This window comes from Pseudomonas sp. Pseusp16 (assembly GCF_047324915.1).
In the GTDB taxonomy this organism is placed as follows: domain Bacteria; phylum Pseudomonadota; class Gammaproteobacteria; order Pseudomonadales; family Pseudomonadaceae; genus Aquipseudomonas; species Aquipseudomonas fluorescens_CD.
The window spans coordinates 6,325,443-6,347,837 of sequence record NZ_CP168522.1 but is presented as its reverse complement, the minus strand read 5'-3'; the positions used below and the strand labels follow the sequence as shown (position 1 = coordinate 6,347,837).

The window sequence follows — 22,395 nt, the reverse complement described above, 5'->3', positions numbered from 1 at the left end:
GCCTGACTCAACAGATCAGGTTCGGGACAACTCCACCTGAAAACGACAACCATTGGGCTCCATGGTTGTCAGGCTGACGCTCCAGCCCTGGTTTTCACAGATCCGCTGCACCAGTGAAAGTCCCAGGCCCAACCCTTCCCCGCGCTTTTCGTTGCCCCGGACGAACGGTTCGAACATCGCCTCGCGTTTTTCCTCGGGAATGCCCACGCCACTGTCTTCGACCAGAAAGCCCGTGCCCGTCAGGGTCAGGCGGATGAAGCCCTGTTCGGTGTAATGCAAGGCGTTGCGCAGCAAGTTACCCATCACCGCGTGCAAAAACGTCGCATTGTAGCCCTTGGCCTCAGGCTCGCCCGGTTCGAAGATCAGCTTCAACCCTTTGCTTTCAATGGGCTCGCGCCACAGACCGAGCAGGCCCTCGGCCACCTGGCCCAGGGACTGCTGTGGCGACATGCTGGCGTCTTCGCGCTGGGCACGGGCCAGCATCAGGAAGGTTTGCACCAGCTCACGCATTTCTTCGCATGCGCGGGCGATGCGCTCGACCTGGGCGCGGCCGCGCTGATCGATTCCTGGGTTTTCCAGCAGCAACTCGCAGGAACTGGCCAATATCATCAGGGGTGTACGCAATTCGTGGCTGACGTCGCTGGTGAATAACCGCTCGCGGGTCAGGGCCTGACGCAAGCGCCCGAGGGTGGCGTCGAAGGCCACGGCCAGCTCGCCCACTTCGTCGGCGGCATAATCCGGAGCCAAAGGGGGGGCCAAACCGAGCAGTTGATCGCGATGGCGTACCTGGCGGGCCAGCCGCACCACCGGCGCCATGACCTTGCGTGCCAGGACCCAGCCGAGAAACACCGCCAGCGCCAGGCTCAGTACGAAACCCACCAACACCACGGCAAACAGCACCCGCTCGCGCTCTTCGAAGTCGCTCTGGTCCTGCAACAGCACGTAACGTCGGCCGTCGACGATTTCGACCATGGCGTGGTACGACAGGTTTTCACGGAACACTTCGTGGAACCCCGGCTCCAGGTGCCGCAGATCCTTGGGCAAGTTGAAATCACCCCGTCCGCCGCTGAAGTAGAACAATTGGTCCGGTTCGGGTCGATGGCTCCAGTCCGCGACATTGTCCATCAGCAACAGGCGCTGCAGATCGCCGCCCAGACCCGCCGAAATCAGTTTTTCCTCCACCAGGTGCACGGTCGCCACGATGCCCATGGCAAAGGCACCGGCCACCAGTGCGCTCATCAGCGCAAAGGCAATGATGATGCGTTGAGAAAGGCTCTGCTTAAACTCCATCACGGCCCTCGGCCAGGCGATAGCCCACACCGTGCACGGTTTGCAGCAATGGCTTGGCGAACGGTTTGTCGATCACCTGGCGCAATTGGTGGACATGGCTGCGCAGGCTGTCGCTGTCCGGGCAGTCGTCCCCCCACAGCGCCTCTTCAAGAATTTCACGGCGCAATACATGAGGGCTTTTCTGCATCAACACGGCCAGCAACTTCAGGCCGACCGGGTTGAGTTTCAGCAACCGGCCTTCGCGGGTGACTTCCAGGGTGTCAAGGTCATAGCTCAGGTCGCCGACCTGCAAGGTCCGCCGCCCGCCGCCCTGGGTCCGGCGCATGACCGCTTCGATACGGGCCGCCAGTTCAGACAGGGCAAACGGCTTGATCAGGTAATCATCGGCACCCGACTTGAAGCCTTGCAGACGGTCATCCAGTTGATCACGGGCCGTGAGCATGATCACCGGCGTTTCGCGGCGGGCATCTTCGCGCAGGCGCTTGCACAAGGTATAGCCATCGATACCGGGCAACATGATATCGAGCACGATCAAATCGTAGTGCTCGGTGGCCGCCAGATGCAGGCCAGACAGACCATCCTGCGCGCAATCCACGGTATAGCCTTTGAGCCCCAGGTAATCGGCCAGGTTGGCCAGGATATCGCGGTTGTCTTCAACCAATAGAATTCGCATGGGTATCTCTCCGTCCACAGTAACGGCCGTCATGGCCCGCGCAGCTTAAGGCCAAGTGCGGCCCACGGCTAGGGGAAGGCCAGGGGTGAATCAATTCGATCAACCGAAAGGTATGATTAACAAGTTTTTCACTATCGATTCACGGGCTGACTACAGTGATCAGCCGAGACTCTCACGCGCTTGATAACAAGGAATACAAAAAATGGACTATTTGAAGACGGCCCCCATGCGCTTTTTGCTGCTGGTGACCGGCTCCTGGCTGGTGATTTTTTTTCTGACTCGAACAGTCCTGCTCCTGACGCATCTGGATGAGGCCGGAAGCGGATTCCTGTCGGTGTTCGGCATTGGCCTGCTCTACGACCTGGGCTTCATTGCCTACGCGGCACTGCCGATGGGCCTCTACCTGTTGCTGTGCCCGCCGGCCCTGTGGCGCACTCGTGGCCATCGCTGGTTCCTTCAGGGGCTGCTGACGGTCAGTCTGTTCGCGATGTTGTTCACCTCGGTGGCCGAATGGCTGTTCTGGGATGAGTTCGGCGTGCGCTTCAACTTCATCGCCGTCGACTACCTGGTGTATTCCGACGAAGTACTGAACAACCTGCTTGAGTCATACCCGATCGGCACGCTGCTGAGCATCCTCGCCGTGCTGGCCGTGGCCCTGAGTCTTGCATTGCGCAAACCCTTCAACGCTGCACTCGATGCACCGTTGCCGCCGCTGCGTGGGCGCTTGCTGAATGTGCTCGGTTTGTTGATCGTCGCCGGCCTGAGCATGCAACTGCTCAGCCAGGACGCCCCGCGCGCCCAAGGCGGCAACGCCTATCAGAACGAACTGGCGAGCAATGGCCCGTATCAATTCTTCGCGGCATTCCGCAACAACGAACTGGACTACCCGCAGTTCTACACCACACTACCGTCGGCCGTGGTTGCCCAGCAGATACGCGCCGAACTGGCAGAACCCAATGCCCGCTTCGTGGGTGAGGACCCGCAGGACATTCGTCGGCAGATCGATAACCCGGGCGCACCGCGTAAACCCAATATCGTGCTGGTCACCATTGAAAGCTTCAGCGCCAAGTACATGGGCAGCAACGGTGACACCCGTAACCTGACCCCCTACCTTGATGCCTTGCGCAAGCAGAGCCTGTATTTTAATAATTTCTACGCCACCGGCACCCGCACCGACCGCGGCCTGGAAGCCATCACCCTGGCGATTCCGCCGACACCCGGCCGCTCGATCGTCAAGCGCGTGGGTCGTGAAAGCGGCTTTGCCAGCCTTGGCCAGCAACTCAATGCCGTGGGCTACGACAGTGTGTTTGTCTATGGCGGGCGCGGTTACTTCGACAACATGAATGCGTTCTTCAGCGGCAACGGTTATCGCGTTGTAGACCAGAGCAGCGTCGAGGAGTCGGAGATTCACTTCAAGAATGCCTGGGGCATGGCCGACGAAGATCTCTACAGGCAGACACTGAAACTGGCCGATGCCGACTACGCCAGGCAGCAGCCATTCCTGCTGCAACTGATGACGACGTCCAACCATCGTCCTTACACCTATCCGGACAACCGGATCGACATCAAGTCCGGCAACGGCCGTGACGGTGCGGTGAAGTACACCGACTACGCCATCGGTCAGTTTCTCGATCAGGCGCGTCAAAAACCCTGGTTTGACAATACAATCTTCGTCTTTGTCGCCGACCACACCGCAGGCAGCGCCGGTAAGGAAGACTTGCCCATCGCCAACTATCAGATTCCGCTGTTCATCTATGCGCCCAAGTTGATCGAAGCTCGGGAAACTGCACAATTGGCCAGCCAGATCGATCTGGCGCCAACGTTGCTGGGTTTGCTCAATCTGGATTATGAATCGACATTCTTTGGCCGTAACCTGTTGCAGGACAACCCGCTGCCACCACGCGTGGTGCTCGGTAACTACCAGCACCTGGGGTTGTTCGACGGCAAGGACCTGGCGATCTTGAGCCCCCGCCAGGGCTTGCGTCGTCACGATGACGCGCTGACTGAAAGTCGCGAGTCCCGGTCTACCGCCAGTGACCCACTGATTACCCGCGCAATCACCTATTACCAAACTGCCAGTTATGGCTTCAAGCAACAGCTGCTTGGCTGGAAGGCGCCCAAGGAGGGTGCCGGTCAAGTCGGCGAACGATAACCGAATCGCCCCGGGCTGATGCCCCGGGGCTTTTTCCTTTGTTCAGGATCCACCATGTCATCAACTGCTGTCCGCCCCGCCCCTCGCCCGCTCAATTTCTGGGTGTGTCTGGGGGTTCCCGCCGTTGCGGCGATCACTCTGGTGTTGCTCGAACTGACCTCACTGGACATGGACCTTGCCAAGCTTTTCTACGACCCGGTCGCGGGTGACTTCATCGGACGGCACAGTTACTTCCTGGAAAACATCCTGCATACCCGCGCCAAGCAGGTAGTCATTGCATTTTCGGTGTTCGCCATCCTCGGTTACATCACTTCGTTCTTCATGGCCAGGCTCAAACCGTTCAAGCGCGAACTGGGTTGCCTGGTACTGTCCCTGGGCCTGGCGACTTCCTTTGTCACGCCCATGAAAGCGGTGACCGCAGTGCAATGCCCCTGGAGCCTTGAGCAGTTCGGCGGTCACGAGACGTACAGCGAACTGTTGAGCCCTCGCCCGCACACCGAAAAACCGGGACGTTGCTGGCCCGGCGGCCATGCGGCCACCGGTTTCACCCTGTTTGCCCTGTTTTTCGTATTGCGTGACCGTCGCCCGCGCATGGCGCGCGCAGCGTTTGTCTTCGCCTTCGCCCTCGGCTCGGTGTTCTCCATCGGGCGGATGATGCAGGGCGCGCACTTCTTCTCGCACAACGTGTGGACAGCGGTGTTCTGCTGGCTGATTTGCCTGGGGTCGTATTACTGCGTTCTGTATCGACCGGCCTCCAAGTCCGAAAAAGTCACCAAGGCTCAACCCGTCAGCGTCTGAGCCGACGCCTTCGCGGGCAAGCCCGCTCCCACAGGATTTATGCAGTTCCCTGTGGGAGCGGGCTTGCTCGCGAAGGCGGAGTGTCATTCAGCATCCATGTCGGCTGACACTCCGCCTTCGTCGGAACGCCGCCCGGAGCAAGCCCGCTCCCACAATGGATCGATGTTAGCTTCGGATTCCGGGCAATAAAAAACCCCGCCTGCTTTCGCAGACGGGGTTTTTTCGTACGGGGGTAAGGCTGGCTTACATCATGCCGCCCATGCCGCCCATACCGCCCATGTCTGGCATACCGCCGCCAGCACCGCCGTCTTTCTTCGGTGCATCAGCAACAGCGGCTTCGGTGGTCAGGATCAGACCGCCGATCGACGATGCAGCTTGCAGCGCGGAACGGGTGACCTTGGTCGGATCCAGGATACCCATTTCGATCATGTCGCCGTATTCGCCAGTCGCAGCGTTGTAACCGAAGTTACCTTTGCCGCTCTTGACTTCGTTGACCACAACGCTTGGCTCGTCACCGCTGTTGGCAGCGATCTGACGCAACGGTGCTTCAACGGCACGACGCAGAACAGCGATACCTACGTCCTGATCAGCGTTGTCGCCTTTCAGATCGTTCAGGGTTTGCAGAGCGCGGATCAGCGCAACGCCACCGCCAGGTACCACGCCTTCTTCAACGGCAGCACGAGTAGCGTGCAGGGCGTCTTCAACGCGGGCTTTCTTCTCTTTCATTTCTACTTCGGAACCAGCGCCAACCTTGATCACTGCAACGCCGCCGGACAGCTTGGCCAGACGCTCTTGCAGTTTTTCACGGTCGTAGTCCGAGGAAGTTTCGGCAACCTGAGCACGGATCTGAGTGATGCGTGCTTCGATGTCGCCGTGTACGCCAGCACCGTCAACGATGATGGTGTTTTCCTTGGACAGGGTCACGCGCTTGGCGCTGCCCAGGTTTTCCAGGGTTGCGCTTTCCAGGCTCAGGCCGATCTCTTCGGAGATAACGGTACCGCCGGTCAGAACGGCGATGTCCTGCAGCATGGCCTTGCGACGATCGCCGAAGCCTGGAGCCTTGACGGCTGCGACTTTAACGATGCCACGCATGTTGTTCACAACCAGAGTCGCCAGGGCTTCGCCTTCAACGTCTTCGGCCACGATCAGCAGTGGGCGGCCGGCTTTGGCAACGGCTTCCAGCACTGGCAGCATTTCGCGGATGTTCGAGATCTTCTTGTCGACCAACAGGATCAGCGGGCCGTCCAGCTCAGCGACCATGGTCTCTGGCTTGTTGACGAAGTACGGGGACAGGTAGCCACGGTCGAACTGCATGCCTTCAACAACCGACAGTTCGTTTTCCAGGCCCGAGCCTTCTTCAACGGTGATCACGCCTTCTTTACCGACTTTTTCCATGGCTTCGGCAATGATGTCGCCGATGGAGTTGTCGGAGTTGGCGGAGATGGTACCAACCTGAGCGATAGCCTTGGTGTCAGCGCATGGCTTGGACAGGTTTTTCAGCTCTTTGACGATGGCGATGGTCGCCTTGTCGATACCGCGCTTGAGGTCCATCGGGTTCATGCCGGCAGCGACGGCTTTCAGGCCTTCGTTGACGATCGACTGAGCCAGAACGGTAGCGGTGGTAGTACCGTCACCAGCGTCATCGTTGGCACGGGAGGCAACGTCTTTGACCAGCTGCGCACCCATGTTTTCGAAACGGTCTTCGAGTTCGATTTCTTTGGCGACGGAAACACCGTCCTTGGTGATGGTCGGAGCGCCGAAGCTCTTCTCGATGATCACGTTACGGCCTTTCGGGCCCAGGGTCGCTTTTACCGCGTCAGCCAGGACGTTAACGCCTTTGAGCATTTTCTTGCGGGCGGAATCGCCAAACAGAACTTCTTTAGCAGCCATGATCGATATTCCTTAAATACTTTGTAGTAGCGGAAAATGAACGGGGGTATCAGCCTTCGATAACAGCGAGGATTTCGTTCTCGCTCATTACCAGCAGGTCTTCGCCGTCGACTTTCACAGTGTTGCTGCCGGAGTAAGGACCGAACACAACCTTGTCGCCCACTTTCACGGACAGTGCACGCACTTCACCGTTTTCCAGTACGCGGCCGGTGCCTACAGCGAGGATTTCGCCGCTGTTGGCTTTTTCAGCAGCCGAACCTGGCAGGACGATACCGCCAGCGGTTTTCTTTTCTTCTTCGCTGCGACGGATGACGACGCGGTCATGCAGAGGACGAAGCTTCATTGTCGATCTCTCCTAATTGTGGTTTTCATCGGCCGGTGTAGTCCCGGCGGGTTTAACAAAGGCCGGCGATGCCGGTTGCGGTTCGTCAAGCGAACCGCGGAAGTCTGTCTGGCGTGTTCGCCAGAAACCTTGCGGTGACCGTTACATAAGGGCGCATAAGCTTATTACAAGGGCGGCGATGAAAAAATTTTCAGGTCGATGCCCCGCAAACGAACACGGCACCCGAAGGTGCCGTGTGTGGAGTGCCATTACTTGGTATCTCGGTGTTCGAACTCGCCTTCGATCACTGTCGGCTCACGCCCCAGTGGCTCGCGGGGGGCTGGACCGCCGCGTGCCTGCAGGTCGTCGGCGAACGCTCGCTGACGCATCGCCTGCTCTTCGGCGCGCTGGCGCATTTTACCCGCCAGCAGGCGACGACTGAACGGCAGCAGCATGAACAGGCCGATCACATCGCTGATGAAACCCGGAAGAATCAGCAGGCCACCGGCCAACGCCAGCATCAGGCCTTCGAGCATGGTCTGGGCCGGCAGTTCGCCGCGGCTCAGACTTTCACGGGCACGCAGGGCCGTGGCCAGGCCGGCGATGCGCAGCACGAACACACCGAACATCGAGCCGAGAATGATCAGCAGCAGGGCCGGGAAAAACCCGATGGACCCTGCCACCTTGACGAATACGAACAGCTCCAACACCGGGAACAGCAGAAAGAGCAACAAAAAAGGGCGCATCAAATGGTTCCTCAACGCAAGAATGCCTTGCCAGTTCACCTTAGATGACGTCGCCGTTTCGTGAATTCAAGCGTCGGCCACTTCATTTTTCGGCCAATGTTCGGCGTGAGCCAGAGAAACCAAGGCCTCCCGGACTTGTGTCGGCGTATTACAAGGTGCTTGAAACGGCAACCAGTACAGACTTTGACCGATGCGCAGGTGCATACCTTCGGCGTCGATACCGGCCATTTGCGCCGGCACGTTTGTCGGCAACCCGGCCAGCTCGACATAATGGGCGATGGCCTTGGCGTGATCGGCGTTCATGTGCTCGACCATGCTCAGTTCAACCTTGCCGGCGAAAGGGTTGGCCAGGGTCAGGTCATTGACCCAATGAATCGCGCCAAAACCGCCGATATACCGGTGGCGTACAGGCTTGAGCACCCAGAAGTCGAAATCGTGGGCCTTGTGATAACCCTGCGACTCCGGGAAATAGCGGTAGTAACGTTCGGAGGCGGCTTCGATGGCGGCTTCGTCTTCGAGCTGCTGCGCTTCGGCCAGATAGGTCAGTCGACCAACGGCCTGGACATCCTCAGCGCCACGCTCGCCCACGAACAGCGAGCATTTCGGGTCTTTCTGCAAGTTGTGGGTGTGCTGGGCGATGCGGCTGATCAGGATCAGCGGCCGGCCCTGCTCGTCCAGGCAGTACGGAACCACGGAGCCGAACGGGAAACCGGGCATCGATTTGGAGTGCGTCGAGAGCACTCCACGGTATTCCTTGAGAAGCAATTCTCGTGCATGCTTAGCCGCTTCAACGCTCAATTTATGACTCCTTAAATAGAATCCGTCATAAAAACGGACGAGCTGCTGGTGAAAGTCCCAGCACGCCATCGGGGGCAGTTCTCATGTGCAGCCAGGCCACATCAGGTGCAGATCGAGAGGCTCTCATCAAGGAAACCACTCAGACCTGCTACCGGGGGCATGCGAATGCAACTCACTGACAAAGTAATCATTATCACTGGCGGTTGCCAGGGTTTAGGCCGCTCCATGGCCGAGTATTTCGCAGGCCTGGGCGCGAAACTCGCGCTGGTGGACCTGAACCAGGAAAAACTCGATGACGCCGTCGCAGCCTGCAAGGCCCAGGGTGTCGAGGCACGCGCCTACCTGTGCAACGTGGCCAACGAAGAGCAAGTGACTCACATGGTTGCCCAGGTCGCTGAAGACTTCGGCGCGATCCATGGCTTGATCAACAATGCCGGGATCCTGCGTGACGGCCTGTTACTCAAGGTCAAGGATGGCGAAATGACCAAAATGAGCCTGGCCCAGTGGCAGGCGGTCATCGACGTCAACCTGACCGGCGTGTTCCTGTGCACCCGTGAAGTCGCGGCGAAGATGGTCGAGCTGAAAAACGTCGGCGCGATCATCAATATCTCGTCGATTTCCCGCGCCGGCAACGTCGGCCAGACCAACTACTCCGCCGCCAAGGCCGGTGTCGCCGCCGCGACCGTGACCTGGGCCAAGGAACTGGCGCGCTACGGTATTCGCGTGGCCGGCATTGCGCCGGGCTTCATCGAAACCGAAATGACCCTGGGCATGAAGCCCGAAGCGTTGGAAAAAATGACCGCCGGAATCCCGCTCAAGCGCATGGGCAAACCTGAAGAGATCGCCCACTCGGCGGCATACATCTTCGAGAACGACTACTACACCGGCCGTATTCTGGAGATGGATGGCGGGTTGCGTCTCTAAGGCCAACCCAAAAACCAATGTGGGAGCGGGCTTGCTCGCGAAGGCGATAGATCAGTCAACTTATCGGTTGAATGACACACCGCTTTCGCGAGCAAGCCCGCTCCCACATTTGGTCAGTGTTTATCTGGCGAATATCAATCGTCGCTGACGCTGATGTTCGGCATCGCCGGCGTCAACGCTTCCTGCAACACGATCCGCGCGCCGACATGGCGGGCCAGCTCCTGATAGACCATGGCGATCTGGCTGTCAGGCTCGGCGATCACCGTTGGCTTGCCGCCATCGGCCTGTTCACGGATGACCATCGACAGCGGCAACGAGGCCAGCAACTCGACGCCATACTGGTTGGCCAGCTTGACGCCACCACCCTCACCGAACAGATGCTCGGCATGTCCGCAATTGGAGCAGATATGCACCGCCATGTTTTCCACCACACCCAGCACCGGAATGTTGACCTTGCGGAACATTTCCACGCCCTTGCGCGCGTCCAGCAATGCCAGGTCCTGCGGGGTGGTAACGATGACCGCACCGGCCACTGGCACTTTCTGCGCCAGGGTCAGCTGGATGTCACCGGTGCCTGGCGGCATGTCGATGACCAGGTAGTCCAGATCGCCCCACGCAGTCTGCGTCACCAATTGCAGCAAGGCGCCGGAGACCATCGGACCACGCCAGACCATCGGCGTGTTGTCATCGGTGAGGAAGGCCATGGACATCACTTCCACGCCATGGGACTTGAGCGGGACGAACCATTTCTGATCCTTGACCTCGGGACGGGTGCGCTCCGGTATGCCGAACATGATGCCCTGGCTCGGGCCGTAGATGTCCGCATCGAGAATCCCGACCTTGGCGCCTTCACGGGCCAGGGCCAGGGCCAGGTTGGCCGCCGTGGTGGATTTGCCCACGCCACCCTTGCCGGACGCCACGGCCACCACGTTCTTGACATTGGCCAGCCCCGGAACCTGTGCCTGGGCCTTGTGTGCGGCAATCACACTGGTGATCTCGACACGGGCGCTTGCCACGCCATCCAACCCCTGAATGGCCATTTCCAGCATCTGCGCCCAGCCACTCTTGAACAGGCCGGCGGCGTAACCCAATTCGAGCTGAACGCTGACGCGGTCGCCCTGGATCTCGATGTTGCGCACGCACCCGGCGCTGACCGGGTCCTGGTTCAGGTAAGGGTCGGTGTATTGGCGAAGGACGGCTTCCACCGCTGCGCGATTGACGGCGCTCATGGGCAACTCCGAAAACAGGACTGGAAAGATGACGGGTATCGTACCTGTTCTGAGCGCTCGACGGGATGCTCAAAAAATTGCATCGACCCGTTACTCATCCAATGAAACAGGCTCACAGGGTGAAAAATATGCGCCGGCGCTTTATAGTGGCCGACCTCCGTTTCATCAAGTAGCCGAGCCCCATGTCCGAGCCACGCAAGATCCTCGTCACCAGCGCCCTGCCCTATGCCAATGGTTCGATTCACCTCGGCCATATGCTGGAATACATCCAGACCGATATGTGGGTGCGCTTCCAGAAGCACCGCGGCAATCAATGCATCTATGTCTGCGCCGACGACGCCCACGGTTCGGCCATCATGCTGCGCGCGGAAAAGGAAGGCATCACCCCGGAACAACTGATCGCCAACGTCCAGGCTGAACACAGCGCCGACTTTGCCGACTTCCTGGTGGACTTCGACAACTTCCACTCCACTCACGCCGAAGAAAACCGTGAGCTGTCGAGCCAGATCTACCTGAAGCTGCGTGACGCCGGGCACATCGCCACGCGCTCGATCACCCAGTATTTCGACCCGGAAAAGAAAATGTTCCTGGCCGACCGCTTCATCAAGGGCACCTGCCCGAAATGCGGCACCGAAGACCAGTACGGCGACAACTGCGAAAAATGCGGCGCGACTTACGCACCAACTGACCTGAAGGATCCGAAGTCGGCGATCTCCGGCGCCACCCCGGTGCTCAAGGATTCCCAGCACTTCTTCTTCAAGCTGCCGGATTTCCAGGCCATGCTGCAGACCTGGACCCGTAGCGGCACCCTGCAGGATGCCGTGGCCAACAAGATCGCCGAATGGCTGGACGCCGGCCTGCAACAGTGGGACATCTCCCGCGATGCGCCGTATTTCGGTTTCGAGATTCCCGACGAGCCGGGCAAGTACTTCTACGTGTGGCTGGATGCGCCGATCGGCTACATGGCGAGCTTCAAGAACCTGTGCAACCGTACGCCGGAGCTGGACTTCGACGCGTTCTGGGGCAAGGACTCCACCGCCGAGCTGTACCACTTCATCGGCAAGGACATCGTCAATTTCCACGCCCTGTTCTGGCCAGCCATGCTCGAAGGCGCCGGCTACCGCAAGCCGACCGGAATCAACGTGCACGGCTACCTGACCGTCAACGGCCAGAAGATGTCCAAGTCCCGCGGCACCTTCATCAAGGCCCGCACCTACCTGGATCACCTGTCGCCGGAATACCTGCGCTACTACTACGCGGCCAAGCTGGGCCGTGGCGTCGATGACCTCGACCTGAACCTCGAAGATTTCGTGCAGAAGGTCAACTCCGACCTGGTGGGCAAGGTCGTCAACATCGCCAGCCGTTGCGCCGGGTTCATTCACAAAGGCAATGCGGGCGTGATGGTCGACACCAACTCCGCGCCCGAGTTGACCGAAGCATTCCTGGCCGCCGCGCCAGGCATTGCCGACGCCTATGAAGCCCGCGACTTCGCCCGCGCCATGCGCGAGATCATGGGCCTGGCCGACCGCGCCAACGCCTGGATCGCCGACAAGGCGCCGTGGTCGTTGAACAAACAGGAAGGCAAGCAGGATGAAGTCCAGGCCATCTGCGCCACCGGCGTCAACCTGTTCCGCCAACTGGTGATATTCCTCAAGCCGGTCCTGCCGTTGCTGGCCGCCGATGCCGAGGCGTTCCTGAACGTCGCGCCGCTGACCTGGAACGACCACGCGACCTTGCTCGCCAACCATCAGTTGAACGAGTTCAAGCCGCTGATGACCCGTATCGACCCGGTCAAGGTGCAAGCCATGACCGACGCTTCGAAAGAAGACCTGACCGCCAGCCAGACCGATACCGGCGAAGCCGCACCTGCCGGCAATGGCGAACTGGCCAAGGATCCGCTGTCGCCGGAAATCGAGTTCGACACCTTCGCGGCAGTCGATTTGCGCGTCGCGCTGATCGTCAAGGCTGAACACGTGGAAGGCGCCGACAAGCTGCTGCGCCTGACCCTGGACATCGGTGACGAGCAACGCAATGTGTTCTCCGGGATCAAGAGCGCCTACCCGGACCCGTCCAAGCTCAATGGTCGTCTGACCATGATGATCGCCAACCTCAAGCCACGGAAAATGAAGTTCGGCATCTCCGAAGGCATGGTGATGGCGGCCGGTCCCGGCGGTGAAGAAATCTACCTGCTGAGCCCTGACAGCGGCGCCAAGCCGGGTCAGCGCATCAAGTAAGGTCTGCGGCAAATCGATCCCACAGTCGTGCCTGGCGCGACTGTGGGATTTTCATGTCTGGCCCACCCTCCCGCCTTGCCGGATAATGCCTAAGCTTTTTAGACCATCTCCTGTAGGAGCGAGCTGGCTCGCGATGGTCGTTAACGATTATGCGTGTCCACAGGTTGAACGCAGCGCTCTTGAGTCCATCGCGAGCCAGCTCGCTCCTACAAAAACTACCGTTCCTGTCGGCACGAACAATGACCGAAATCCTGCTTACGCTTATCAGCGCCGCCCTGATCAACAACCTCGTGTTGCACTGGCCGTTGGCCGTCGATCCGCTGTTGGCCGGCCAGCGCCGTCAGGTCCATGCCTTGGGCATTGCGACGACATGCCTGATGCTGGTCGTGGGCATGCTCGGCTACGCGCTTTATCACTGGCTGCTGGTGCCGCTGCAATTGACGGCGCTGCGTCTGTTTGTGTTTCTGCCATTGAGCGTTCTGCTGATCAGCCCACTGCTGAAGTGGCTGGCGCGGCTGTTTTCGACACTGCCGTTCGAAGGCCTCTGGCCGTTGCTGCTGGGCAATGCCGGCGTGCTCGGCGTGGCCTTGCTCAATGCTCAAGAGGACAAGGGCTTCTTTCACGCTTCAGCCTTGAGCCTTGGTGCAGGGTTGGGCTTCTGGCTGGTGTTGAGCCTGTTCACTGATTTGCGTGAACGCACGGCCGACAACGATGTTCCCCTGCCCTTTCGCGGCTTGCCGATCGCCCTGATTGGTGCCGGCCTGATCGCAGTGGCCTTTCTCGGATTCAGCGGACTGATCAAAACATGAGTCTGATTCAACGCATCGACGCACTCTTGCCGCAAACCCAATGCGGCAAGTGCGGCCACCCCGGGTGCAAGCCGTACGCCGAAGGCATTGCCAGCGGTGAAGCGATCAACAAGTGTCCGCCCGGCGGCAACGAAACCATTGCGGCCCTGGCCGAGCTGCTGAAGGTGCCGGTGCTGGAACTGGACATCACTCGCGGCTCGGCACCTGCGCAAATTGCCTATATCCGCGAAGCCGAGTGTATTGGTTGCACCAAGTGCATTCAGGCCTGCCCGGTCGATGCCATCGTCGGTGCGGCCAAACTGATGCACACGGTGCTCATCGATGAGTGCACCGGTTGCGACCTCTGTGTGACGCCGTGCCCGGTGGACTGCATCGAGATGCGCCCACTGCCACCGAACACGGTACTGCCCGTTGTCGGGGGCCTGGCCCTTACACCGCAGGCAAGGCAGGCCCGCACCCTCAAGCGCGATCACGCACGGAGCCGCTTCGAACAACGCAATGCCCGCTTGCAGCGTGAGGAACAACAGAAAGTCGCCGAGCGGCAGGCCCGACAGCGGGCCGCACAACCTGCCGAAGTGGCAGTCGACCCGGTGCAGGCCGCCCTCGAGCGTGTTCGTGCACAGAAAGCCGCCAATGCCGATGCCGCGCTGAAAAAGGCAAAAATCGATGTGGCGATGAGTCGGGCGCAGTTGCACAAATCGCTGAAGGCCTTCGGACATCCACCGACCTTCGAACAGCAATCGCAGTTGATCGTTTTGCAACAGCAGTTCGAAGCCGCCGAACAAAACCTGGCGCAACTGGAAAGCGCCGCCCCTCAGCCCCCTGCGCCGACGGTCGCCACTGTGTCGTCGAATGATGCCGATCTGAAACGGGCCAAGATCCAGTTGGCCATGCGCCGCGCCGAACTCAAGAAGGCTCAGGCCAACGAAGCACCGGCGGAACAAATCGAAGCCCTGGAGCGCGCACTCGGCGAAGCCGAACGCCAGGTGGACGCCCATGCCAACCCTTGAAGCGGTGGATGATCGCCTGCAACAGGCGATGAAGCTGGTACTGCTGGCCACGCTACCGGGAATGCTGGCGGCATTCTGGCTGTACGGCTGGGGTGTGTTGATCAACCTGGTTCTCGCGGCCGCTGCTGCACTGGCCGTTGAGGCCGCCGTCGTGTTATGGCGCCAGCGACCGCTGAAGCCAACCCTGAGTGACGGTAGCGCGCTGGTCAGTGCCACATTGCTGGCTCTGGCGTTGCCGCCTTATTGCCCATGGTGGCTGACCCTCAGTGCTGCCGCTTTTGCGATGGTGTTCGGCAAGCACTTGTATGGCGGCGTCGGCTCGAATCCCTTCAACCCGGCGATGCTCGGTTTTGCCCTGGTGCTGGTGGCCTTTCCCCAACCAATGACCCATTGGCCATCATCCCAGGGCATGGACCTGCTGAATGGCTTGCAGCAAGTGTTCGGAGTCGGCCATGCGCCGGATGCGTGGGTGCAGGCCACGGCGCTGGACAGTCTGCGGATCAACAAAAGCCTGACCATGGATGAACTGTTTGCCGGCAACCCGGCATTTGGCCACTTTGGCGGCCGGGGGGTGGAATGGATGAACCTGGCCTTTGTGGCGGGTGGAATGTTTCTCCTGCAACGAAAGGTAATCAGTTGGCATGCTCCCGTCGGCATGCTCGCCAGCCTGTTCATCATCAGCCTGCTGTGCTGGAACGGGTCGGGCTCGGACTCTCATGGCTCACCGCTGTTTCATCTGCTGACCGGCGCGACCATGCTGGGGGCGTTCTTCATCATCACCGAACCGGTGTCCGGCGCCAGAAGCCCTGGCGCACGGCTGCTGTTCGGCGCTGGCGTCGGGCTTCTGACTTATCTGATTCGTACCTGGGGCGGCTATCCGGACGGCATCGCATTCGCCGTGCTGTTGATGAACCTCTGCGTGCCCGCGCTGGAGCGGTTCGTGTCGGCCAGACAACAACCGGAGGCGCCATGAGCCGGACATCGAGCATCGCGCTTGTGGTGCTTTTGGCCGCACTGGGCCTTGGCGTGACGTACTTCGTGCAGCTCGGCAGCGCGCCGCGCATTGCAGCCGAACAGCGCCTGATCGACAGCCGTAACCTGCTCGACCTGATCCCGTCAGACAGCTACGACAATCAGCCACTCGAACACCCCATCAAGTTCGAAACAACCGTCCTGACCAACAGCACCTTGCTGGGTGGTTATCTGGCGACCCGGGCCGATCAGCCCGTCGCGGTGTTACTGCGCAGTCAAACCCTTGGCTACGCCGGAGCCATCGACCTGCTGATCGCTATCGACGCCAATGGCAGGTTGCTGGGCGTCAAAACCCTCAAGCAGTCGGAAACACCAGGACTGGGAGCACGGATCGCCGACTGGCCCAATACCTGGCTGCAGATTTTTTCCGGCAAATCTCGAACACAACCCGGTGACAGCGGCTGGGCGCTGAAAAAGGATCAGGGGCAGTTCGATCAGATCGCAGGTGCGACCATCACCTCAAGAGCAGTGATCAATGCTGTCCACGATGCCTTGCGCTACTTCGATGAACATCGGCAACCACTGCTCGGAACACCTGCCCATGGATAACTCATCGACTCTGCGCAACGCCTTGATGCTGACACCGCTGATCGGCGCCACCCACTCGCTGATGGCCGCACTTGGCCTGTGCCTGATGTTCATGGCGGTGACCCGGTTGTTCAGTCTGGCCATGGGTGCCTTGCGACCCCGACTGGTCCCGGCGACCCGCCTGCTGGCCAGCGTCCTGCTGGCGGCCACGCTCACCAGTTGCGCGGAGCTCATGGCACAGGCCTGGTCGCTGCAATGGCAGCAGCATCTGGGGTTTTACGGCGCCTTGATCGCCTTGCAATGCGTCGTACTGGAACACGCCGGGTTCTTTCAGAACGGCTGGCACCAACGCCTGCGACTCGATGGACTGTTTGTCGCGCTGATGATCGGGCTGGCCTTGCTGCGCGAACTCATCGGCAACGGAACACTTGGAAGCCATCTATCGTGGCTGTCCGGCGCAACGCAAAATGACTGGCAAGGCTGGGTGCTGCTGGCCGATGGCGGTCTGCGCCTGGCGACATCGGTCCCTGGCGGATTCATTCTGCTCGGACTGCTGATCGCTGCCTGGCAGGCCTGGCGCCCCACACCCACCCATTGATTGCTGTCGAGGAAACGCACCGCCCATGAATGCCGCAAAACGTCTGGAAATATTCCGCAGACTGCACGAGGACAACCCGGAACCAAAGACCGAGCTGGCCTATTCCTCACCGTTCGAACTGCTGATTGCCGTGATTCTCTCGGCGCAGTCGACCGATGTCGGCGTCAACAAGGCCACAGCCAAGCTGTTTCCGGTCGCCAATACCCCGGCAGCGATCCATGCCCTGGGTGTCGAGGGGCTGTCGGAGTACATCAAGACCATCGGTCTGTACAACAGCAAGGCGAAAAACGTGATCGAAACCTGCCGTTTGCTGGTCAAGCGTCACGCAGGTGAAGTGCCACAAACCCGCGAAGAGCTGGAAGCGCTGCCCGGCGTCGGCCGCAAAACCGCCAACGTGGTACTCAATACCGCATTCCGTCAGCTGGCCATGGCCGTCGACACGCATATTTTCAGGGTCAGCAACCGGACTGGCATTGCTCCCGGCAAAAATGTGGTGGAGGTCGAGAAAAAGCTGATGAAATTCGTGCCCAAGGAGTATCTGCTCGACTCCCATCACTGGCTGATCCTTCACGGCCGCTATGTTTGCCTCGCCCGCAAGCCCCGGTGCGGAAGCTGCCGGATCGAGGACTTGTGCGAATACAAGCACAAAACCTCCGACGATTGAGGCGCTATTGGGATTATCTAATTACCGATTGAAAAAATCTTTTTTACCCGCCGGGAGATTGTCGATATAAGGAGCCCCAAAGGCCTTCTTAGCCTGGAGTAATTAAATGAGTACTGGCAAAGAGCAATTGGACGTAGAAGACGACTTCACCACCACTGAAACCGATGAGGCCGAGCCGGTGGTTGAAGTAGCGAAAACTAATCTGAGCAAACGCCGCACCATCGACAACCTGCTGGAGGAGCGCCGACTGCAAAAGCAGTTGGCCGATTACGATTTTGACTTATGACACCTGAAAGCCTCCCGAAACGGAGGCTTTTTTTTAAGTGCCATACTCCGTTAGACGCCCCTTGGTCGAGCAGTTACCTCCTCACACCAGACCATTGCGTTGTGCCAGCTCGATCAAATCGACCAGAGACCTCGCATTCAGCTTGAGCAGCAGGCGGGTCTTGTAAGTACTGACTGTTTTATTGCTGAGGAACATTCCATCGGCAATCTCTTTATTGGTCTTTCCTCTGGCCAACTGTTGCAGGACCATCATTTCCCGTCCTGACAATCGATCAACCATATCGGCCTCACTGGCGTTCCCCAAACTGCAACGCACGGTATGCAAGGCTTGATTGGGAAAGTAGCTGTAACCCGACAACACAGCCTTTATTGCACTGAGCAACTCCGTCAGATCTTGTTGCTTGCAGACATAACCGGCCGCACCGGATTGCATGCAACGCATGGAAAAATGCCCCGGCGCCTGGGAAGTCAAAATCAGAACTTTCATCGGCATTGAGGCCGAAGACAAACGCGCGATGACTTCCAACCCGTCCAGCTTCGGGATCCCGATATCCAGAATGACAATATCCGGCATAAGTTCACGGGCCAGTTGCAGTGCATCCACACCATTATCGGTTTCTGCAATAACTTCGTAGCCATGACGCTCCATTAGCATACGTACCGCAAGACGAATGACGGGGTGATCATCCACGATCAGCACTTTATTCATGGGCAAGTCCAATTTTCGCTGTTCGAATTTTCAGAGCCCGCACAATAGCCTAGTCGTTTCACCCATGGCATGTCGCCCCTTCCAGCCACCCGCACCAAGAGACATCCCCTACAAACAACACGGATTCCTCCTACAAAAATCCCTCGAACTGAATGAGTTGAAAACCATATCAGCGTCATGGTGTCGCACTTTCCAGCTGACACCTCTATCGATTTACGACCAAAATTTTCCGAGAACCGGCCTGAACGGCCGCCCCCTGACAAAGATAAACCTCTACTCTCCCGGTAAAACGTAACTGATATTTACGCACTAAACAGTCATTCCAGAAATATCACACACCAGGCATCCAATTACTCTTACAGCAAATAATTTTTTCTGAGCGATCATTAAAAAACCACCAACACTCAAAAAACCAAGTACAACACAACAGAAACCCATCAAACTAACTTTATAAACCATTCGAGAGAAGACAACACAGCATGAATACAGAGCTTGATAAAAAACGAATCACCAACCCAATGTCAATTATCGCTATATTCGCAACACTCTCTGAAACCTCGGCAGCCGTTTCTCTGCCCTTCCTTGACCAGGAAGAACAAGAGCTCTATGTCTGGTTTCTGATCAGCTTTCCGTTTTATTTACTTTTACTTTTTTTCGCAACACTCAACTTCAACTACCGATCACTGTATGCGCCTTCCGACTTTGAAAAGGGGAAACACTTCATGAAAGTCATGGATGTCGCTGGGCGGTCGGAAAAAAAAGCGTCCGGGAAGTTACCCGAGAATCACGCCCTGAAAACGTCGACGAATGACCGGCAGTCAACCCGGAGGCCCTGCGGTGCACAGGACCCGCCAACGGAGATTGGTCTGCAGTCCACCGTCCTTGTTCAGCATCAACTTCAGTTACCGGAGCTTGTAAAAGACCTGTACATCGTTGATGCACGCTGGATGAGCAAGGAGATCGAATTTGCAGCGCTGCTGGAAACCATCCAGAGGCCACGGGAAAAGACGACGTACGTGATTCTGTTTGTCACTTGTGCCGTTTCGGAGACTTTGCTGAAAGCCAGTGCGCTTGAACACTCAAGGCAGACCAGGAAACACTGTGCCGCCCTTTATGTTGCCTACAATCTGGACTCGCACAGGTTGACGGTCATTGATCAAGCCGGACAACCGACAAGCAATAACCCGTAGAACAAGAAAAACTATTGGAAGGAGAAAAACAGGAAATCGTCAGCAGCACAAACACCTGACAACGCAGTAACTGGCGTCACCCCATTTTCAGGTGCCTGACCTCGTCCTGGACGAGGTCAGGCTCCCATCACGATGTCAAAGGTCTCAGAACAGCTTCCGGCCTTTGTTCGCCGCAATGCGCATGCGCAGGGCATTGAGCTTGATGAAGCCTGCTGCATCCGCCTGATTGTACGCGCCGCCATCTTCTTCGAAGGTAGCGATGTTGGCGTCGAACAGCGAGTCGTCGGACTTGCGGCCAGTGACGATTACATTGCCCTTGTACAGCTTCAGGCGCACAACGCCGTTCACGTTGACCTGGGACGCATCGATCATCTGCTGCAGCATCAGACGCTCAGGGCTCCACCAGTAGCCGGTGTAGATCAGGCTGGCGTACTTGGGCATCAGCTCGTCCTTGAGGTGAGCCACTTCGCGGTCCAGGGTGATCGATTCGATCGCGCGGTGGGCACGCAGCATGATGGTGCCGCCCGGGGTTTCGTAGCAGCCACGGGACTTCATGCCCACGTAGCGGTTCTCGACGATGTCGAGACGGCCGATACCGTGTTCGCCACCGATACGGTTCAGGGTCGCCAGCACGGTGGCCGGAGTCATTTCGACGCCGTCCAGTGCGACGATGTCGCCGTTGCGGTAGGTCAGTTCCAGGTACTGCGGCTTGTCTGGAGCGTTTTCCGGGGAAACGGTCCAGCGCCACATGTCTTCTTCGTGCTCGGTCCAGGTGTCTTCCAGCACGCCGCCTTCATAGGAGATGTGCAGCAGGTTGGCATCCATGGAGTACGGGGATTTCTTCTTGCCGTGGCGCTCGATCGGGATCGCGTGCTTATCGGCGTAATCCATCAGCTTTTCACGGGACAGCAGGTCCCATTCGCGCCAGGGAGCGATCACTTTCACACCTGGCTTCAAGGCGTAGGCACCGAGTTCGAAACGAACCTGGTCGTTGCCTTTGCCGGTGGCACCATGGGAAATGGCGTCAGCGCCGGTTTCGTTGGCGATTTCGATCAGGCGCTTGGCGATCAGCGGACGAGCGATGGAAGTACCCAGCAGGTACTCGCCTTCGTAAACGGTGTTGGCGCGGAACATCGGGAAAACGAAATCGCGCACGAACTCTTCGCGCAAGTCGTCGATGTAGATCTCTTTGACGCCCATGGCCTGAGCCTTGGCGCGTGCAGGTTCGACCTCTTCGCCCTGACCCAGGTCAGCGGTGAAGGTCACCACTTCACAGTTATAAGTATCCTGCAGCCACTTGAGGATCACCGAAGTGTCCAGGCCGCCGGAATACGCCAGAACGACCTTGTTTACGTCCGCCATGCCATCACTCCACGGGGTTCTACGGAAAGCCGGGAAGTCTACCGCTCATGCAGAATAATTTACAGTGGCGCGACAGCTTATGACGACGAAGCGACAGATTATGTCGAGAGGGCGACGATGACCAAAGAGTCAGGAAGTTGCCGAAGTGGCCGCTTTCGTCGCTTGCGGGGCGACTTGTTCCACAGGCGCTCCACGCTCCAGGCGTACCGCTACCCGTCGGTTCTTCGCGCGGTTGGCGTTGTTGGTATTAGGCGCCAGCGGATAACGTTCGCCATGGAAACGCATGGTGATTTGCGACTCCTGGATGCCATTGGCCTTGAAGAACTCCATGACTGCCAGGGCCCGACGCCGGGACAGGTCGCGGTTGGTCAGGCGGTTGCCGCTGTTGTCGGAGTGCCCGTCGAGCTCGATATGATTGACCGTCGGATCAGCCTTCATGTACTCCAGCATGACCTGCAGCCTGGCCTTCGCGGCGCTGTCGAGCTCGATTCCGCCGCCGGGGAAGCCGACTTCGGATTGTTTCACCTGCTCGAAGTTCTGCGGCAACAGTTTGGCCACGCAGCTTTGGTAATCGGCAAACGCCTTGGTGAACCTGACCGGCAGCAAGCGCACTTCCGACACCCGGCCATCCCCCGAGGAATGGCGAACCACCGGGCTGCGACCGTCCATCAATCCGCTGATCAGGCGTCCGGCCTGAACCTGTGAACTGTTGAACAACACGTTGCCGCTGCCGATTCTCACCGTGCCCAGATTGATATCGTCACGCCCCGGTTGCCACGGTGCCGCAGCGGCCAGCAAGGTCGCCGAACCGCCGCCGATCATCGGGTTGTAGGTTTTCAGACGAAAAGTCGCCTGCTCGCCGGCACGACGCACGAACTCGCCCGAACCGAAGTCGGTTATCGGCTGAGCCAGGCGGCATTCGAACTTGTCACCTTCGACCGTCCACTCAATGCTCTCCAGACGGGTCTGGAAAGTGAGCGCCATCGCGGGAAGGCTGGCAAACACACTGAGCAAGGCTAAATAACGCTGGCGCACGGGAGGCTCCACTGGCTTCTACAACAAAAAGACCGACACACGCATGTCTACGGCATACCTGTTGGATATCGGAAGCTTCCCGTAAAACTTGATAGCGAGTGCCTGCAAGAGTCTTTT

The 22,395-nt window shown here is 58.8% G+C and carries 22 protein-coding genes; 12 read left to right on the top strand and 10 right to left on the bottom strand.

What is annotated here, in order from left to right:
• Positions 1 to 15 precede the first annotated feature (15 nt).
• Together ACEN8Q_RS28880 and colR are read right to left on the bottom strand one after the other, a co-directional pair.
• Positions 16 to 1,290 carry a sensor histidine kinase gene (locus ACEN8Q_RS28880; RefSeq protein ID WP_413427914.1) on the bottom strand — a complete coding sequence of 425 codons (1,275 nt, stop codon included), beginning with the start codon at positions 1,288 to 1,290 and terminating at the stop codon, positions 16 to 18.
• Positions 1,280 to 1,963, bottom strand: a complete 684-nt coding sequence (gene colR, locus ACEN8Q_RS28875; RefSeq protein WP_007985839.1) for a two-component system response regulator ColR — start codon at positions 1,961 to 1,963, stop codon at positions 1,280 to 1,282. The genes ACEN8Q_RS28880 and colR overlap by 11 nt, the downstream gene beginning before the upstream one ends.
• 202 nt (positions 1,964 to 2,165) lie before the next feature.
• Here colR and ACEN8Q_RS28870 point away from each other — a divergent pair, with 202 nt between their 5' ends.
• Together ACEN8Q_RS28870 and ACEN8Q_RS28865 are read left to right on the top strand one after the other, a co-directional pair.
• Positions 2,166 to 4,115, top strand: a complete 1,950-nt coding sequence (locus tag ACEN8Q_RS28870; RefSeq protein WP_413704073.1) for an LTA synthase family protein — start codon at positions 2,166 to 2,168, stop codon at positions 4,113 to 4,115.
• A gap of 54 nt (positions 4,116 to 4,169) precedes the next feature.
• Complete coding sequence (locus tag ACEN8Q_RS28865) at positions 4,170 to 4,913, top strand: phosphatase PAP2 family protein (RefSeq protein WP_413427916.1); 744 nt, start codon at positions 4,170 to 4,172, stop codon at positions 4,911 to 4,913.
• A 243-nt stretch (positions 4,914 to 5,156) separates the two neighbouring features.
• Here the strand turns inward: ACEN8Q_RS28865 and groL are convergent, their stop codons facing one another.
• The 4 genes from groL to ACEN8Q_RS28845 form a co-directional block, all read right to left on the bottom strand.
• The gene (gene groL, locus ACEN8Q_RS28860; protein WP_413427917.1) at positions 5,157 to 6,803 is read right to left on the bottom strand and encodes a chaperonin GroEL; all 1,647 of its coding nucleotides are present in this window, start codon (positions 6,801 to 6,803) and stop codon (positions 5,157 to 5,159) included.
• Between the two features lie 49 nt (positions 6,804 to 6,852).
• Positions 6,853 to 7,146, bottom strand: coding sequence for a co-chaperone GroES (locus ACEN8Q_RS28855; protein WP_007985847.1), 294 nt, complete (start codon positions 7,144 to 7,146; stop codon positions 6,853 to 6,855).
• Positions 7,147 to 7,394: 248 nt separating this feature from the next.
• Entirely contained in the window at positions 7,395 to 7,871 is a 477-nt protein-coding gene (locus ACEN8Q_RS28850) for an FxsA family protein (protein ID WP_108228577.1), read from the bottom strand.
• Positions 7,872 to 7,937: 66 nt separating this feature from the next.
• Positions 7,938 to 8,669 (bottom strand): HugZ family protein, encoded by a 732-nt coding sequence (locus ACEN8Q_RS28845; RefSeq protein WP_057396773.1) that lies wholly within the window; start codon positions 8,667 to 8,669, stop codon positions 7,938 to 7,940.
• A 165-nt stretch (positions 8,670 to 8,834) separates the two neighbouring features.
• Here ACEN8Q_RS28845 and ACEN8Q_RS28840 point away from each other — a divergent pair, with 165 nt between their 5' ends.
• Positions 8,835 to 9,593, top strand: coding sequence for an SDR family oxidoreductase (locus ACEN8Q_RS28840; protein WP_413427918.1), 759 nt, complete (start codon positions 8,835 to 8,837; stop codon positions 9,591 to 9,593).
• Between the two features lie 134 nt (positions 9,594 to 9,727).
• Here the strand turns inward: ACEN8Q_RS28840 and apbC are convergent, their stop codons facing one another.
• Positions 9,728 to 10,822, bottom strand: coding sequence for an iron-sulfur cluster carrier protein ApbC (gene apbC / locus ACEN8Q_RS28835; RefSeq protein WP_413428922.1), 1,095 nt, complete (start codon positions 10,820 to 10,822; stop codon positions 9,728 to 9,730).
• A gap of 182 nt (positions 10,823 to 11,004) precedes the next feature.
• Between apbC and metG the strand changes: the two genes are divergently transcribed.
• From metG to ACEN8Q_RS28795, 8 genes are all read left to right on the top strand, one after another.
• Positions 11,005 to 13,056 (top strand): methionine--tRNA ligase, encoded by a 2,052-nt coding sequence (gene metG, locus ACEN8Q_RS28830; RefSeq protein WP_413426126.1) that lies wholly within the window; start codon positions 11,005 to 11,007, stop codon positions 13,054 to 13,056.
• Positions 13,057 to 13,295: 239 nt separating this feature from the next.
• Complete coding sequence (locus ACEN8Q_RS28825; RefSeq protein WP_413426124.1) at positions 13,296 to 13,865, top strand: electron transport complex protein RnfA; 570 nt, start codon at positions 13,296 to 13,298, stop codon at positions 13,863 to 13,865.
• Positions 13,862 to 14,875 carry an electron transport complex subunit RsxB gene (gene rsxB / locus ACEN8Q_RS28820; RefSeq protein ID WP_413426122.1) on the top strand — a complete coding sequence of 338 codons (1,014 nt, stop codon included), beginning with the start codon at positions 13,862 to 13,864 and terminating at the stop codon, positions 14,873 to 14,875. The genes ACEN8Q_RS28825 and rsxB overlap by 4 nt, the downstream gene beginning before the upstream one ends.
• Positions 14,862 to 15,848: an RnfABCDGE type electron transport complex subunit D gene (locus ACEN8Q_RS28815; RefSeq protein ID WP_413704072.1), complete on the top strand. Its 987-nt coding sequence runs from the start codon at positions 14,862 to 14,864 to the stop codon at positions 15,846 to 15,848. Before rsxB ends, ACEN8Q_RS28815 begins: the two co-directional genes overlap by 14 nt.
• Positions 15,845 to 16,456, top strand: coding sequence for an RnfABCDGE type electron transport complex subunit G (locus ACEN8Q_RS28810; RefSeq protein WP_413426118.1), 612 nt, complete (start codon positions 15,845 to 15,847; stop codon positions 16,454 to 16,456). The genes ACEN8Q_RS28815 and ACEN8Q_RS28810 overlap by 4 nt, the downstream gene beginning before the upstream one ends.
• Positions 16,449 to 17,033 (top strand): Rnf-Nqr domain containing protein, encoded by a 585-nt coding sequence (locus tag ACEN8Q_RS28805; RefSeq protein ID WP_413704071.1) that lies wholly within the window; start codon positions 16,449 to 16,451, stop codon positions 17,031 to 17,033. The genes ACEN8Q_RS28810 and ACEN8Q_RS28805 overlap by 8 nt, the downstream gene beginning before the upstream one ends.
• A 25-nt stretch (positions 17,034 to 17,058) precedes the next feature.
• Positions 17,059 to 17,697, top strand: a complete 639-nt coding sequence (gene nth, locus ACEN8Q_RS28800) for an endonuclease III (protein WP_413704070.1) — start codon at positions 17,059 to 17,061, stop codon at positions 17,695 to 17,697.
• A gap of 106 nt (positions 17,698 to 17,803) precedes the next feature.
• Complete coding sequence (locus ACEN8Q_RS28795; RefSeq protein WP_413426114.1) at positions 17,804 to 17,983, top strand: PA3496 family putative envelope integrity protein; 180 nt, start codon at positions 17,804 to 17,806, stop codon at positions 17,981 to 17,983.
• 81 nt (positions 17,984 to 18,064) lie between these two features.
• Here the strand turns inward: ACEN8Q_RS28795 and ACEN8Q_RS28790 are convergent, their stop codons facing one another.
• Positions 18,065 to 18,691 carry a response regulator transcription factor gene (locus ACEN8Q_RS28790; protein ID WP_056726139.1) on the bottom strand — a complete coding sequence of 209 codons (627 nt, stop codon included), beginning with the start codon at positions 18,689 to 18,691 and terminating at the stop codon, positions 18,065 to 18,067.
• 479 nt (positions 18,692 to 19,170) lie between these two features.
• Here ACEN8Q_RS28790 and ACEN8Q_RS28785 point away from each other — a divergent pair, with 479 nt between their 5' ends.
• Positions 19,171 to 19,881 (top strand): hypothetical protein, encoded by a 711-nt coding sequence (locus tag ACEN8Q_RS28785; protein WP_413426111.1) that lies wholly within the window; start codon positions 19,171 to 19,173, stop codon positions 19,879 to 19,881.
• 144 nt (positions 19,882 to 20,025) lie between these two features.
• On the opposite strand, the gene ACEN8Q_RS28780 is transcribed toward ACEN8Q_RS28785, so the two are convergent.
• Positions 20,026 to 21,243 (bottom strand): argininosuccinate synthase, encoded by a 1,218-nt coding sequence (locus tag ACEN8Q_RS28780; protein WP_007985864.1) that lies wholly within the window; start codon positions 21,241 to 21,243, stop codon positions 20,026 to 20,028.
• Between the two features lie 129 nt (positions 21,244 to 21,372).
• Positions 21,373 to 22,278: a flagellar protein MotY gene (locus ACEN8Q_RS28775; protein ID WP_413426109.1), complete on the bottom strand. Its 906-nt coding sequence runs from the start codon at positions 22,276 to 22,278 to the stop codon at positions 21,373 to 21,375.
• Between the last annotated feature and the right edge of the window lie 117 nt (positions 22,279 to 22,395).